The organism is Providencia manganoxydans, from assembly GCF_016618195.1.
Lineage (GTDB): Bacteria > Pseudomonadota > Gammaproteobacteria > Enterobacterales > Enterobacteriaceae > Providencia > Providencia manganoxydans.
In genome coordinates this window covers 1,495,460-1,509,338 of record NZ_CP067099.1, presented here as the reverse complement: position 1 = coordinate 1,509,338, position 13,879 = coordinate 1,495,460, and the positions used below count along the sequence as shown (strand labels likewise).

The 13,879-nt window shown below is 40.4% G+C and carries 14 protein-coding genes and 1 other RNA gene; 5 read left to right on the top strand and 10 right to left on the bottom strand.

What is annotated here, in order from left to right:
* Positions 1-526: 526 nt before the first annotated feature.
* From ubiI to JI723_RS06510, 4 genes are all read right to left on the bottom strand, one after another.
* Positions 527-1,756: an FAD-dependent 2-octaprenylphenol hydroxylase gene (gene ubiI, locus JI723_RS06525; RefSeq protein WP_272580123.1), complete on the bottom strand. Its 1,230-nt coding sequence runs from the start codon at positions 1,754-1,756 to the stop codon at positions 527-529.
* Positions 1,757-1,779: 23 nt separating this feature from the next.
* On the bottom strand, positions 1,780-2,958 hold the full coding sequence (ubiH, locus tag JI723_RS06520; RefSeq protein ID WP_070925302.1) for a 2-octaprenyl-6-methoxyphenyl hydroxylase: 1,179 nt from the start codon (positions 2,956-2,958) through the stop codon (positions 1,780-1,782).
* Positions 2,959-2,992: 34 nt separating this feature from the next.
* Positions 2,993-4,303, bottom strand: coding sequence for a Xaa-Pro aminopeptidase (gene pepP, locus JI723_RS06515; RefSeq protein ID WP_337979851.1), 1,311 nt, complete (start codon positions 4,301-4,303; stop codon positions 2,993-2,995).
* Between the two features lie 207 nt (positions 4,304-4,510).
* The gene (locus JI723_RS06510; RefSeq protein ID WP_272580124.1) at positions 4,511-5,089 is read right to left on the bottom strand and encodes a YecA/YgfB family protein; all 579 of its coding nucleotides are present in this window, start codon (positions 5,087-5,089) and stop codon (positions 4,511-4,513) included.
* A gap of 358 nt (positions 5,090-5,447) precedes the next feature.
* Between JI723_RS06510 and zapA the strand changes: the two genes are divergently transcribed.
* From zapA to JI723_RS06495, 3 genes are all read left to right on the top strand, one after another.
* Complete coding sequence (gene zapA, locus JI723_RS06505; RefSeq protein WP_070925299.1) at positions 5,448-5,777, top strand: cell division protein ZapA; 330 nt, start codon at positions 5,448-5,450, stop codon at positions 5,775-5,777.
* A gap of 111 nt (positions 5,778-5,888) precedes the next feature.
* A non-coding RNA gene (ssrS, locus tag JI723_RS06500) (6S RNA) lies at positions 5,889-6,071 on the top strand.
* Between the two features lie 92 nt (positions 6,072-6,163).
* Positions 6,164-6,754, top strand: a complete 591-nt coding sequence (locus JI723_RS06495; protein WP_272580125.1) for a 5-formyltetrahydrofolate cyclo-ligase — start codon at positions 6,164-6,166, stop codon at positions 6,752-6,754.
* 39 nt (positions 6,755-6,793) lie between these two features.
* On the opposite strand, the gene serA is transcribed toward JI723_RS06495, so the two are convergent.
* Both serA and rpiA read right to left on the bottom strand, forming a co-directional pair.
* Positions 6,794-8,044: a phosphoglycerate dehydrogenase gene (serA, locus tag JI723_RS06490; protein WP_070925297.1), complete on the bottom strand. Its 1,251-nt coding sequence runs from the start codon at positions 8,042-8,044 to the stop codon at positions 6,794-6,796.
* A 354-nt stretch (positions 8,045-8,398) separates the two neighbouring features.
* Complete coding sequence (gene rpiA / locus JI723_RS06485; protein ID WP_070925296.1) at positions 8,399-9,055, bottom strand: ribose-5-phosphate isomerase RpiA; 657 nt, start codon at positions 9,053-9,055, stop codon at positions 8,399-8,401.
* A 184-nt stretch (positions 9,056-9,239) separates the two neighbouring features.
* Here rpiA and JI723_RS06480 point away from each other — a divergent pair, with 184 nt between their 5' ends.
* Positions 9,240-10,139, top strand: coding sequence for a LysR family transcriptional regulator ArgP (locus JI723_RS06480; protein ID WP_140181832.1), 900 nt, complete (start codon positions 9,240-9,242; stop codon positions 10,137-10,139).
* Here JI723_RS06480 and JI723_RS06475 read toward each other — a convergent pair.
* The 4 genes from JI723_RS06475 to JI723_RS06460 form a co-directional block, all read right to left on the bottom strand.
* Positions 10,136-10,870, bottom strand: coding sequence for an oxidative stress defense protein (locus JI723_RS06475; protein ID WP_070925295.1), 735 nt, complete (start codon positions 10,868-10,870; stop codon positions 10,136-10,138). The genes JI723_RS06480 and JI723_RS06475 overlap by 4 nt on opposite strands.
* 124 nt (positions 10,871-10,994) lie before the next feature.
* Positions 10,995-11,612, bottom strand: coding sequence for an arginine exporter ArgO (argO, locus tag JI723_RS06470; protein ID WP_070925294.1), 618 nt, complete (start codon positions 11,610-11,612; stop codon positions 10,995-10,997).
* A gap of 197 nt (positions 11,613-11,809) precedes the next feature.
* A complete protein-coding gene (mscS, locus tag JI723_RS06465) occupies positions 11,810-12,685 on the bottom strand; it encodes a small-conductance mechanosensitive channel MscS (RefSeq protein ID WP_272580126.1) in 876 nt (291 codons plus the stop codon).
* 149 nt (positions 12,686-12,834) lie between these two features.
* Positions 12,835-13,206: a YacL family protein gene (locus JI723_RS06460; protein ID WP_070925292.1), complete on the bottom strand. Its 372-nt coding sequence runs from the start codon at positions 13,204-13,206 to the stop codon at positions 12,835-12,837.
* Between the two features lie 212 nt (positions 13,207-13,418).
* Between JI723_RS06460 and JI723_RS06455 the strand changes: the two genes are divergently transcribed.
* On the top strand, positions 13,419-13,796 hold the full coding sequence (locus JI723_RS06455) for a VOC family protein (RefSeq protein ID WP_070925291.1): 378 nt from the start codon (positions 13,419-13,421) through the stop codon (positions 13,794-13,796).
* The last annotated feature ends 83 nt before the right edge of the window (positions 13,797-13,879 follow it).

The following is a 13,879-nucleotide window of genomic DNA, read 5'->3' as shown; positions in this document are numbered from 1 at the left end:
CACTGTTTTTAGCAAGAAACCATTAAAAAAAATAGGGCTACCAGCTCTCTGTATTACTGATTACAGAGAAGATAATCCAGCGAAATTTGTTAAAAAATTGAGAATGATCACTCAATAACACTATGTTTAATACAAAACAGTAGAGTAAATCATCATATCCACAGTGTTCTTAACTAAAAATCAATGTTAGCACTGAACCATAAAATTAGTAAAACTAATGCGAAAATCGATTGTGATTAGAATTTCTCAATCATTAATACCAAAAATAACAGTGATAAGTTGATTTTTCATGATCCTTCATCGGTCATAAAATATGGTTATTCTTTAAAGAATTCGAAATTCAGATAGGTAATAAGCAAAAGATAATCAGAAGGAATAGATAAACGATATGACTCGACAAATGTAACGTGGCCAATGATATCTCAATGAAAAGCCCTGCTGACGAGTATAGGCGGATAAGGCGAGGAAATATTGGCAGCTCTCCGTCGTTCAACGTTGATTTTCTGCCAATAATTAATCGATAAGTTTAGTTAGAGAGATCAGGCTCAGCCTTTTTCAACCACTCAGGCATATCAAATAGACCCATTGCATGATTGAGCAATTGCGGTTTTACCCCCGGCAAAGTACCCGCTAAAATTAAGCCGACATCACGCAAGAGTTTCTTGGCTGGATTATTACCATCAAAGAGTTCACGGAAGCCTTGCATGCCAGCAAGCATCATTGCCGCACTGTGTTTACGGTGGCGCTCAAAACTGCGTAAATAGAGATATTGACCGAAATCTTTACCTTCACGATGAAGACGTTTGATTTCACCTAACAGCATTGCAACATCCATAAAGCCTAAATTCACGCCCTGCCCAGCCAGTGGATGAATGGTATGAGCGGCATCACCTAATAATGCCAAACGCTGCGCTGCAAACTGCCTTGCATAACGCCCCGTCAATGGGATCGTTAATCGTTCACTTTTCAGTTGGCACAACCCCAAACGAGTATCAAAAGTAACGGCTAATTCTTTTTCAAAATTAACTTTGTCCATTTGTTGGCGTCTAGCGGCATCAATAGCTGGCTGAGACCATACTATTGAGCACAGATGAGGATCACTCAATGGTAAAAAAGCTAATATGCCTTTTCCATCAAAGGATTGACGAGCAATTGAATCATGGGGCTTCTCGGTACGAATCGTTGCAACCAACGCTGTATGTTCATAATCCCAAAATGTGAGCGGGATATCCGCATGACCACGTAACCATGAATTTGCACCATCTGCACCGACAATAAGCCTAGCTGTAAGCATAGAGTCATCGGCCAATGTAATGAAGACATCGTTTTCCCCCCATACCACTTTTTGAATGGTGGCAGGTGCTAATAATGTGACATTACGCATAGCCGCTGCTTTTTGCCATAATGCATCACGGATCACGTTATTTTCAACAATATGGCCTAAATGAGATAAATTTTGCTCTTGTGCGGAAAATTGGATACGACCAAAACTGTCCTTATCCCATACTTCCATTCCTTTATAGGCGGAAGCTCTCATCGATTTTATTGATGACCAAACGTCTAAGTAAGTTAGTAGTTTCTCACTTGCAGCATTAATTGCTGATACCCTCAGCGCATACGAGTCATTCTCTGAAAATGTATTTTTGGCGGGATGATTCTCAATGACCGCAACACGTAACCCTGTACCTTCTAGTCCACAAGCTAGCGCTAAGCCGACCATACCACCACCGGCTATAACCACATCAAATGATTGCATACTTTCTCCTATTAATTCTGTGGTTATTGTTCCGCTACCCAGCCAAGTGTTTGGCGAGCTAGTGCATCGCGTACTGATGGCAACATTTCCATTGCCATTAAACCTAAATTGCGTCCAACCACTAAAGGTAAACAACGGTTGGCAAAAACTCTCACTAATCCATCCGTCATGGTCACGGTTTTTTCTCTATCAATGCTTCTGGCTTGTTGATACGTATTCAACAGTGCATATGCGCCAATATCTTGATTTTTCTGATAGGCTTTAACCACTAACTCGGCCAATTGCATCACATCACGAATACCAAGGTTGAAACCTTGTCCTGCGATTGGGTGCAGTGTTTGTGCGGCATTACCGACCAAAACAGTACGATGACTAATTGGGTTTAAAGCCTTACGTAATGATAGCGGATAACAGAAACGTGTTCCCGCCTGAGTGATTTTGCCAAGACGCCAGCCAAACGCTTGCTGAAGCTTATTAATAAACGTTTTATCATCCCACATTTTGATGGTGTCAGCTTGTTCTTGTTGATGACACCAAACTAGTGAACTGCGCCCTTGAGACATAGGTAACAGCGCTAACGGACCAAACTCAGTAAAACGCTCAAAAGCTCTACCTTGAGGATCAATCGACGTTTTCACATTGGCAATAATCGCCACTTGACCATAATCAGTTTGCTGCCATTGCATATGACAAGCCTGCCCTACTGCCGAATGGCTACCATCGGCCGCTACCAGCAATGCGCCGGTGAGTATTTCGCCACTATCTAAAGTGACCTCAACATAATCGCTATGCCGCTGGATAGTTTCTACTTTTGCAGGACAATATAATGTAACACCTGCCGCTTTGCCTAATAACTCGAATAATCGAGTTCCTGCATCATGCAATTCAATGACATTACCTAATTCAGGAATATGGTAATCCTGTGCATTGATATTAACAAACCCTGCATGACCGCGATCGGAAACGTGAACATGGGTTATTGGTGTAACGCAATCAGCAAGCGCTTCCCAGATGTCAATTTTAGCTAACCGCTGACAGGTTCCATGGGCAAGTGCGATCGCTCGGGCATCAAACCCCGGATGCTCGCCTTCTGGCAAAGAAGCTTCAACCAGCGAAACTGATAACTTCCCTTGGCTTAACGCAGAAATGGCCAGTGCCAAGGTTGCACCCGCCATTCCACCACCCACAATAATCACATTCATGTTGTGTTAATTACCTTTTACTACTCTCTTAAGCTTAATGAGCGCTTGCCATCAATGCTTCTATTTCATCAGGATCTTTGACGACTAAATCAGTCAAGTTTTCATTGCCGTTTTCAGTGATCACAATGTCATCTTCAATACGGATACCAATGCCACGATACTCAGGAGGTACATCTGCATCTGGTGCGATATACAGCCCAGGCTCCACCGTCAATACCATACCCGGCTCTAAAATACGGTCACGGTCGGCGCCATAGAAACCAACATCATGTACATCTAATCCCAACCAGTGACTTAAACCATGCATAAAGAATGGAAATAGTGCTTTGTTCTCGATCAATTGATCTACGTCGCCATGTAAAATACCTAGCTCAACTAGCCCTTCAACTTTGATACGCACAATTTTTTGTGTGACTTCATGAATACTTGTACCAGGGCGATACAATTCTAAGGCGGTATTTAGTGCCTTGAGCACAATTTCATACAGCTCACGTTGCGACTTGGTAAATTTACCATTTACAGGGAATGTACGTGTGATATCGCCTGCATAGCCATCAAATTCAGCCCCTGCATCAATTAAGACCACTTCACCGTCTTTCATTTCGCATTCATTTTCTGTGTAATGCAAAATGCAGGCGTTTTCACCACTACCAACAATGGTGTTATAAGATGGGAAACGTGCACCATGGCGAGTAAATTCATATTCTACTTCACCGCATAACTGGTATTCAAACATGTTTGGCTTACAAGTTTTCATGGCACGAATGTGCGCCAATGCTGAAATTTCACCCGCTTTACGTAACGTGGCTATCTCTGCTTCAGATTTAAACAAACGCATTTCATGCACGAGTGGACGCCAATCAATCATCGTTGACGGTGCACGTAAATTACGACGGCTACCTTTACGTAAGGTCTCTAATGCATCAAACACTAATTTATCTGCATACTCGAATTCACCTTGAGCATGGTAAATAACATCAAGGCCATTCAATAATTGATATAACTGTTCTTCTATTTCGTCAAAAGGCAATGCTTTACTAATACCCAGTTTTTCTGGAGCAGCCTCTTGGCCTAAACGACGACCAAACCAAATTTCAGCAGTAAGGTCACGTATACGGTTAAAAAGTACGGTATGACTATGTTTTTCATCGCTTTTGATTAGTAACAATACGGCTTCTGGCTCACTAAACCCTGTCAAATACAGGAAATCACTGTGCTGACGATAGGGGTATTCACTATCCGCATTGCGTTGTGCGCTAGGTGCTGAGAAAATAATAGCGGCGCTTGCTGGCTCCATCTGAGCCAATAATGCGTTACGACGAGAAATAAATTCCTGCTTATTCATACCGTTTCTGCCTTATTATTTAGATTGTTGAATTAATAGTATGCCCTTGTAGCTAATGCTAAAGCATATAACGGCCGTCACTTAACCTGTATTAATTTTACTGAATAAACCGCTATTTAGCTCAAATAAGCAAATATACTTCCCATCAAACAAGATGTAGCATTATCGGCTACATCTTGAATACAATAGATCTTACGTTGATGGCATTTAATGGAGCGTTGGTTTGTTGTTTTCAACATCCGTTGGTGCTTTTTTACCTTCAGTAAAAGTGATATAGCAAAGCTGTACTGCCACTCTGACATACTCAACCACTTCTTCTAGCGCCTGCTCAAGCTCTTCTTGATCTTCGTCTTCATCGTAACCCAGCATGCCAATGTTACGTAAATCAGTAATCACCTCACTAACTTCTTTTTTCTCTGCGAGTTTAGGCTGAGCGACCCCAAGCCCTAATAGAAAATGATTCACCCATCCAGCTAAGGCATCAGCGTGATCAAACACTGATGCATTCTCATTAGGAAATAACATAGAAAAGGTAAAATTACTGTCATCTAATGCTTCATAGGTGGTGTCATAGAGATCACGTAATGGCTGAGCAATTACTTGAGAAAAAGCCAGTCCATCATTAGCCAGATCATGAACTAATGTCTGCCAACCTTGGTCACGGCTTCCACCACAAATAAGTCCGGTAATCAGTCCGTGAATTTCTGCGGCTGTAAGCGCAATGGAATTTTGTTGGAGAAGAGTGTCCAACGTTTCATAGTTTGGTAAAGATTTTTGTATAGACATCTGAATTCGTCATGTTAGCTAATCATTCATGATATGCTACCATCAAGGGTAGTCGCTATACCAGTAAGCTTTTGTGATCTGTATTATTAATCAAGCGCTTTATCTAGCGAAATTTCCAGACTCTGAATAATTTGAACGGTTGCTATCAGTACTGCAACTTGGGTTATAACGGGTGTATACTCGAAATAATTCGAATTGCAGGTAGGCAAGGAGCATAGATCAACACTATGACCCAACGAGTTAAGCGTACGTACTCACTATACCTTAACGCAAAGCCCCGTAACTCGAAGTATGACGAGTATATTTTTTTGGCGCCGAACACAGATTTGTCGGCGAGTATTATTCGTATGGAGGGATCATGTCCGCACAGCCGGTTGACATTCAAATATTTGGGCGCTCAATGAGAGTCAACTGCCCTATTGAACAAAAAGAAGCATTAATTGCATCCGCTCAAGAGCTTGAACAGCGCTTACAAGATCTTAAAGATAGAAGCGGTGTAACAAATACAGAGCAGCTTATTTTTATTGTTGCATTGAACGTATGTCACGAATTAACACAAGAAAAGACAAAAACGCGTGATTATGCATATAATATGGAAGAGAAGATAAAAATGCTGCAACAGACGATCGAGCAAGCATTACACGATCAGGTAAAAATTACTGAGAGACAGGTTTTGCCTATTGGCTAAATTTGCTTAAAAATCATACATTAGTATAAAAAAATATATGAAAATGGGGTTGCATTTTCATCCCAATTTCATACAATGAAGTCCATAGAGTAGCAACAAGTACTCAACAGAATTTCTCTGAGATGCGCGTCAGTGGGTGAGTCCCCTGAGCCGATATTTCAAAAAAATAGAATGTGGTTATTGCGCTGGTGAGCACGCCTGATCCGCTCAGGAAGCCTAAAGGTTAGCTAAACTACGTTCACCTTGAACCAAGGGTTCAAGGGTTACAGCCTACAACGGCATCTTGGAGACCCCCATTTTTCCCTTCGTGTTGTCTTTACCTTTGTTTCTATTATTACGTTACACTTGCGGTAATTTATTCGATTATTTCTGAGGTATATGAAACCATGGAAGATCAACTATCAGCTACCCGTTATCAAATTCGCCAGTCTACTCGAAAAAAACGCCAACAACTGAACGCTATTGAACAGCAAACTGCCGCACAAAAGATCATGCAACATGCTTTATTGCACTCGAAAGTCAGCCAAGCTAACAATATTGCATTATTTCTCTCCTTTGATGGTGAAATCGATACACTGCCGCTAATTAACGCACTATGGCAGCAAAATAAAAACGTTTATCTCCCTGTTTTACATCCTTTCAATCGAAACAATCTATTATTTTTGCGTTATACCTCTGAAACTAACTTAGTTAAAAACCGTTTTAATATTGAAGAACCACCACTCGATGTCACTCAAGTGCTTCCACCAAACCAGCTCGATATTATGATGATCCCTCTGGTCGCTTTTGATGAACAAGGCCAACGCTTAGGTATGGGGGGAGGATTTTATGATAGAACATTGGCAAATTGGCAACACAAAGGTTTTTATCCTATAGGGTTAGCGCATGACTGCCAATATGTGAAGTCACTGCCTGCCGCACACTGGGATATTCCACTGCCAGAAATTATCACCCCTCAAAAAATATGGCACTGGTAACCAGTGCCATCAGATGACAAGCAGACAACAATTGATTAATTAGAACAATAAACGAGCGCGAATAGTGCCCGGTAGTTCTTTTAATTTCACCAAAATATCATCAGCTTGGTCAGGCTGCTGAGTAATGATATCGATCACTACATAGCCCACATTACCTGTAGTGCGCAAATACTGACCAACAACGTTAATGTTGTTCTCTGTGAATACTTGGTTAATGCTATTCATTATGCCTGGACGGTTTTCATGAATATGCAATAGACGGTTAGTATCTTCAGTATGTACCGGTAGAGAAACCTCTGGGAAGTTGACCGCAGATAATGTAGAACCATTATCAGAGTATTTGGCTAATTTGCTCGCAACTTCTAACCCGATATTTTCTTGAGCTTCTTCCGTCGAACCACCGATATGTGGAGTCAATATCACATTATCGAATTTAATTAATTCACTGACGAATGGGTCATTCGGATCATTGTTACCGGCAGGCTCTGTTGGGAACACATCTACCGCAGCACCTGATAAATGCTTGCTTTCTAATGCATCCGCTAAAGCAGGAATATCTACCACTGTTCCGCGTGAAGCATTGATAAAAATGGCCCCTGGCTTCATCAATTCAAATTGCGGTTTAGCAAACATGTTTTTAGTACTTGGTGTTTCAGGTACATGTAAGCTCACCACATCGCTCATATTTAATAGCTCAGCCATTGAACGAACTTGTGTTGCATTCCCCAAAGGTAATTTGTTTTCGATATCATAGAAGTAAACATCCATACCAATACCTTCAGCTAAGATCCCCAACTGAGTACCGATATGACCATAGCCTACAATACCTAAACGTTTACCACGTGCTTCAAAACAACCTTTTGCTTGTTTTTCCCAAATACCGCGGTGGGCTTTCATGTTTGCTTCAGGGATACGACGCAGTAATAATAGTAATTGGCCAAGTACCATCTCTGCAACGGAACGAGTATTCGAGAAAGGCGCATTAAATACAGGGATCCCACGTTTAGCCGCAGCATCTAAATCGACTTGGTTAGTCCCAATACAGAAACAACCTACCGCAACCAATTTTTCAGCCGCAGCAAAAACTTCTTCAGTCAAATGAGTACGGGAGCGAATACCGACAAAACGCGCATCTTTAATGGCTTCTTTTAATTCTTCATCCGACAGTGCACTTTTGTGATATTCAATATTGGTATAACCTGCTGCTTTTAGGTTATCCACCGCGCTGTGATGAACACCTTCCAATAATAAAAACTTAATTTTGTCTTTTTCCAAAGATACCTTGACCATTTACCCTACCCTATCATGCTTAAAATTCGTAACAGATGAATCTCCGACTACCAACATAGCAAAAAATGGCACAGTATCAATACAATCGTTTGCCTAGCCCTAACTATCTAGCGCGAAGAAAAAGAAGTTATACGGAAGAAAATCAGGGGCGGTAACACAAAATAAGGATTTTGCCTATGTTATAAGCATTAGTGTGAGATATATCACCAAAATAGTGATAAATAAAAAATCGTGAATTTTTTTACTAATAGTTAATACCAGAAAAATCAATATTAAAAATATCTATCTACTCATAAAAAAAATAAACCAGTAAAATAATCACTGGTTTATGTTCATCTGAGGTACATTTAAACGCTATTTAATGGTTTTAACCCCTTCAGAGGTACCCATCAATACAACATCTGCCCCGCGATTCGCAAACAGGCCAACAGTGACCACACCTGCAATACCATTAATTTTATTTTCAAGGGCAACAGGATCAACAATGCTTAAATTATGAACATCTAAAATCACATTACCATTATCGGTAACGACATTTTGGCGATATTCAGGTGTTCCACCCAATTTTACTAACTCACGCGCCACGTAGCTGCGAGCCATTGGGATCACTTCAACAGGAAGTGGGAACTTACCCAATACATCAACTTGCTTTGATTGATCGACAATACAAACAAATGTTTTAGAAATGGCAGCAACAATTTTTTCACGAGTTAGCGCAGCGCCACCGCCTTTGATCATATTCATGTGATGATCAATTTCATCGGCACCATCGACATAAACATCTAATGAATCAACATCATTACAATCTAAAACAGGAATACCTAACGCCTTAAGTTTTGCAGTAGACGCTTCTGAACTCGAAACTGCACCTTCTATCTGACCTTTCATTGTCGCAAGTGCATCAATAAAATGAGAAGCGGTAGAACCCGTCCCTACGCCAACAATCGTGCCAGGTTTTACGTAATCTAATGCTGCCCAACCTACTGCTTTTTTTAATTCGTCCTGAGTCATGCCCATGCCTTTTGCTATTTAAAATATCAATGAAGTTAGTGTTAGTAGTATATACTGTACACCCAACAAGTTCAGCTTTGTTCGCTATATTCTGTGATTTATACAATGTCATTAATATTTCAAGTGTTCTGCAATAAATTATGGCATATTAACCCATAGAATAACGACAAGGAGAATATCCCCAATGAAGCGCCCTGATTACCGCGCGTTGCAAGCACTGGATGCTGTCATTCGTGAAAGAGGATTTGAGCGCGCAGCTCAAAAACTGTGTATTACGCAGTCAGCTGTTTCACAACGGATCAAGCAATTAGAAAACCTATTTGGCCAGCCGCTACTTGTCCGGACAGTGCCACCGCATCCCACTGAGCAAGGGCAAAAGTTACTAGCATTGTTGCATCAAGTAGAATTATTGGAAGAACAATGGCTTGGTGATGAAAATGGTGGTTCAACGCCACTACTGCTTTCGCTTGCGGTCAACGCTGATAGCTTAGCAACATGGCTGTTACCGGCCCTCAACCCTGTGTTACGTAATAGCCCAATACGCTTAAATATCCAAGTGGAAGATGAAACGCGTACCCAAGAGCGTTTAAGACGCGGTGAAGTAGTTGGTGCGATCAGTATTCAACCACAAGCCCTACCGGGGTGCCTTGTCGACAAATTGGGGGCTTTGGATTACCTTTTTGTTGCGTCACCAGACTTTGCCGCAACTTATTTCCCTGATGGCGTCACGCGCTCATCGCTGCTTAAAGCGCCGGCTGTCGCATTCGACCATCTTGATGATATGCATCAAGCTTTTGTGCAGCAAAACTTTGGTTTATCGCCGGGGAGTGTCCCTTGCCATATCGTGAATTCATCAGAAGCATTTGTGCAATTAGCCAAACAAGGGTCAACCTGTTGTATGATCCCACATTTGCAGATAGCGAATGAATTAAAAAATGGTGAGTTAGTAGATTTAACACCGGGGCTATATCAACGTCGTATGCTTTACTGGCATCGTTTTGCACCAGAAAGCCGCACGATGAAGAAAGTGACAGACGCCCTACTCAAAACAGGGCGCCTAATGTTGAAACAAGAAGAGATTTAACGTTTTAACTCAAAAACCACATCAACTTGGTCATTAAAATCAATACTCTGCTGCTCATAAGTTTCATTAACATCACGTTCAGGAGCAGCAGCAAGTACAGCTTTAGCACGATAGTTCATCACTGGTGCTGGGTATGGAACCGCATCAGGAGCACGATAATTGATACTGTATACAGGCCCTAACTGAACACTAAAACCTTTGGCCAATGCGTTAGCTTGTTCAATCGCATTTTTAATTGCTTTTTCACGTGCTTCATCACGATACTGTTGTGGATTATTCACACCAAACTGAACCGAATTAATTTCATTTAGTCCCGCTTTCAAAGCCCCATCCAGCAGTGTATTAAGCTGATCTAATTTAGTGACTTTAACTTCAACAGAGCGAACCGCCGTATAACCCACAATTGATGATTTTTGTGATTCTTTGTCATACTCATATTTAGGCTGAGTACGCACATTAGCAGCATTGATATCTTTCTTTTCAATGCCGTTTTGTTTTAAAAACTCAAAATACTCAGCAACACGCTTATCAACACCTGTTTTAGCGGCTGCTGCATCTTTCTCAGTAACTTCAACATTAATATTTAATGTTGCCATATCAGGTGATGCCTTAATAACTGCATTACCTGATGTCGTAATATGTGGGCCTTCAGGAAGTGGATTGGCTTGTGCAATAGCTGGAACCGCAATACCCGCCATCATGGCGGCAAGAACTAAAGACTTTAACTTCACAGGACCTCCTAAGAAATAATAACAAGAAAGTTGCCGTGATATTATCACTCACTAGCAACCTACATAAACCTTAGCACATACAATGTAAAGTTCGTTTCAGATTAATAAGAAATTACAATTATCCTTAATACCCTAATCCTTGTTTTGCTAATTGAATAGCAATAAACCACATTACTGTGCCAACAAATACATTAATAATACGTTGCGATAACGGTTTATTTAACACAGGTGAAAACCATGCCGCTAACATCGCTAATGCAAAAAACCAAACAAATGAAGCCGTCAACGCTCCCGCTGTAAACCAAGGGCGTAGTTGGCTTTCTAATTGACCGCCGACACTCCCCAACACCACGAAAGTATCTAAGTAAACATGTGGATTAAGCCATGTCACGGCAAACAACGTTATGATTACTCGCCAACGACTAGCGATTTGATGCTCTGCGCTTAACACCATATCGTCGCGACTAAATGCGCTACGAAAAGCACCATACCCATACCATGTTAAAAATCCAACACCAGCCCATGTAATCAGCTGCATCAATATTTCAGATTGGCTAAGTAAAGCGCTACCACCAAATACCCCTGCAACGATTAATAACGTATCACTTAAAGAGCATAAAAATGCACTCATAATATGATATTGCTTTCGACTGCCCTGCTGTAATACGAAGGCATTTTGTGGTCCTAATGGAAGGATCATCGCTGCCCCAAGTAAAGCGCCCTGTAGATAAATAGTAAACATGCACTCATTCCAAATAATTATTCACTGTTTATGCGACAATTCTATCGATAAAAAATTATTAGTGAAAATTATTAATTCTTATAGAACATTAGTAAAACTACTTTCGCGATGAGGTATAAAAATGATAAGAAAGGAAGAAATGAAAACAGGGTAACGTATTCAACATACGCAACCCTGTTATGACGCTCAGTCCACGATTATTCAGCAGATTGATTTTTGACGACAGTTTGTGATTGTTGGTGCAAATAGACATCCATTTGCGGGAAAGGAATACCAATTTTGTGCTCATCAAGAGCGCGTTTAAAGTTTTCCATCAGATCCCAATAAACAGGCAATGCATCGCCATTCGTGGTCCAAAAACGCACTAAGTAATTCAATGATGATGGTGCCATTTCATTCAAACGAATGGTCACACCTTTATCATGTTGAATACGGCTATCAGCTGCAACAATATCACCCAACACTTTTTTCACTACATCGATGTCTGAATCATAAGCAACACCAACTGTAATATCAGTACGACGATTTGGCTCACGTGAGACGTTAATAATACTATCTGCAATAATTTTACCGTTAGGGATGACAATAATACGGTCATCCGCGGTTCTCAGTGTTGTAGAGAAGATTTGTACATTTTGTACTGTACCTTCAACTGCACCAATCTTCACATATTCACCCGCACGTAATGGTCTAAATACCACCAATAAAACGCCCGCAGCAAAGTTACCCAGTGAATTTTGTAACGCTAAACCAACTGCTAAACCCGCGGCCCCCATTACGGCTATTACCGATGCCGTTTGAACACCAATTTTGCCAAGTACGGCAATAAATGTGAAGGCAATAATAGTATAACGCGCAATGGCAGATAAGAAATCACTCACTGTCGCATCAATGCCGCGAAGAGTCATGATACGGTGTAAACCACGACCTGCCCATTTCGCAATCATCATACCGACAATTAATATGATAATGGCAGAAACAATATTCACCACATACTGAACTAACAGATCCTGATTTGCCGCAAACCAACTGGTTGCGTTATTCAACGCTCCTGTAACATCATCAGTATTCATAAAGCCCTCGAGTTTTTAAATTGAACAATATTGTGAATAAAATAACCACACTCTCCCAAAACTTAACCTTCTGACAGGCTAATCATGTGGTATCACTGTCGAATAATAACTGTAATTGCTAAAATCTGACAACATATCAAAACAAAAGTTTATTGCCTTTTATTTTCTAAGACAAATCGTCTATATTCATTAAGCATACTAAGAAAGTCATCAATGCCACAAAATGCGATGCTTTCATTATCATAATAACTCATTCCTTCTTCCAATCCATCCGTTTCGAAAGCGAGCTGATTCGCTTTGATCATCACCTCTTCTTCATCCAAAAACAGTGTATATTCGTGACCAATCAACTCCCACTGTTTTTCGCTACCTTTAACTGACTCGTAACTTTGTTCAATATCTTCGAGTAAGTTTAAGTCGCCTTTTACCTCTTCATTAAGCCAATAACCAATCGCCTCATGATCCATCGAAAATTTTGCTGATATCTCGCCTGTAATATCTTGAAAAAATTGGTAATCCATAACTCACCTCCACCAGACGTTATTACGCTTAATTATACCCTTAGTTACGTATTATTGTTGGTATAAAAATAATATTGTTATGCCATAAAGCGCACAGAAATCGCCAACACATCTAAGTATTAAACTAAAATGAATGAGGTAAGAAATGGGAGTAATTGCAAAGTAATTAAGCTAAGTAAATTATAAAGAATATTTGGAGGGATGACTGGCTTATGATTAACCATATCGACCATTTAGTGTTAACGACCACGAATCAAAATTTATGTATTGATTTCTACACCCGTGTTTTGAAAATGAACTTAGTCACATTTGGTGAACAGCGCTATGCAATACAATTTGGTCAACAAAAAATAAACATTCACCAGTACGGTCAAGAATTTGAGCCTAAAGCTCACTTGCCTGTCCCTGGCTCACTTGATTTATGCTTTATCAGCGACATACCGCTAGAACAGGTTATTGAACATATTCAAAATCAAAAAGTAACTATCATTGATGGGCCCATCAAACGCACAGGCGCAATGGGGGATATTTTATCCATTTATATTCGAGATCCCGATTTGAACCTAATTGAAATATCAAACTATTGTTGATGCTCATTTTGATAATTAATTCCTCAATCATAACCCACACTATTACAATAGTAATAAAAAAGGCTCTGAACACTTCAGAGCCT

What these genes read in the sequence shown, in the direction of transcription:
- mscS (WP_272580126.1), bottom strand. Translation starts at nt 12,685, where the DNA reads ATGAATACTGATGATGTTACAGGAGCGTTGAATAACGCAACCAGTTGG.
- serA (WP_070925297.1), bottom strand. Translation starts at nt 8,044, where the DNA reads ATGGTCAAGGTATCTTTGGAAAAAGACAAAATTAAGTTTTTATTATTG.
- ubiI (WP_272580123.1), bottom strand. Translation starts at nt 1,756, where the DNA reads ATGCAATCATTTGATGTGGTTATAGCCGGTGGTGGTATGGTCGGCTTA.
- JI723_RS06495 (WP_272580125.1), top strand. Translation starts at nt 6,164, where the DNA reads ATGGAAGATCAACTATCAGCTACCCGTTATCAAATTCGCCAGTCTACT.
- JI723_RS06460 (WP_070925292.1), bottom strand. Translation starts at nt 13,206, where the DNA reads ATGGATTACCAATTTTTTCAAGATATTACAGGCGAGATATCAGCAAAA.
- JI723_RS06510 (WP_272580124.1), bottom strand. Translation starts at nt 5,089, where the DNA reads ATGTCTATACAAAAATCTTTACCAAACTATGAAACGTTGGACACTCTT.
- pepP (WP_337979851.1), bottom strand. Translation starts at nt 4,303, where the DNA reads ATGAATAAGCAGGAATTTATTTCTCGTCGTAACGCATTATTGGCTCAG.
- zapA (WP_070925299.1), top strand. Translation starts at nt 5,448, where the DNA reads ATGTCCGCACAGCCGGTTGACATTCAAATATTTGGGCGCTCAATGAGA.
- rpiA (WP_070925296.1), bottom strand. Translation starts at nt 9,055, where the DNA reads ATGACTCAGGACGAATTAAAAAAAGCAGTAGGTTGGGCAGCATTAGAT.
- ubiH (WP_070925302.1), bottom strand. Translation starts at nt 2,958, where the DNA reads ATGAATGTGATTATTGTGGGTGGTGGAATGGCGGGTGCAACCTTGGCA.
- argO (WP_070925294.1), bottom strand. Translation starts at nt 11,612, where the DNA reads ATGTTTACTATTTATCTACAGGGCGCTTTACTTGGGGCAGCGATGATC.
- JI723_RS06455 (WP_070925291.1), top strand. Translation starts at nt 13,419, where the DNA reads ATGATTAACCATATCGACCATTTAGTGTTAACGACCACGAATCAAAAT.
- JI723_RS06480 (WP_140181832.1), top strand. Translation starts at nt 9,240, where the DNA reads ATGAAGCGCCCTGATTACCGCGCGTTGCAAGCACTGGATGCTGTCATT.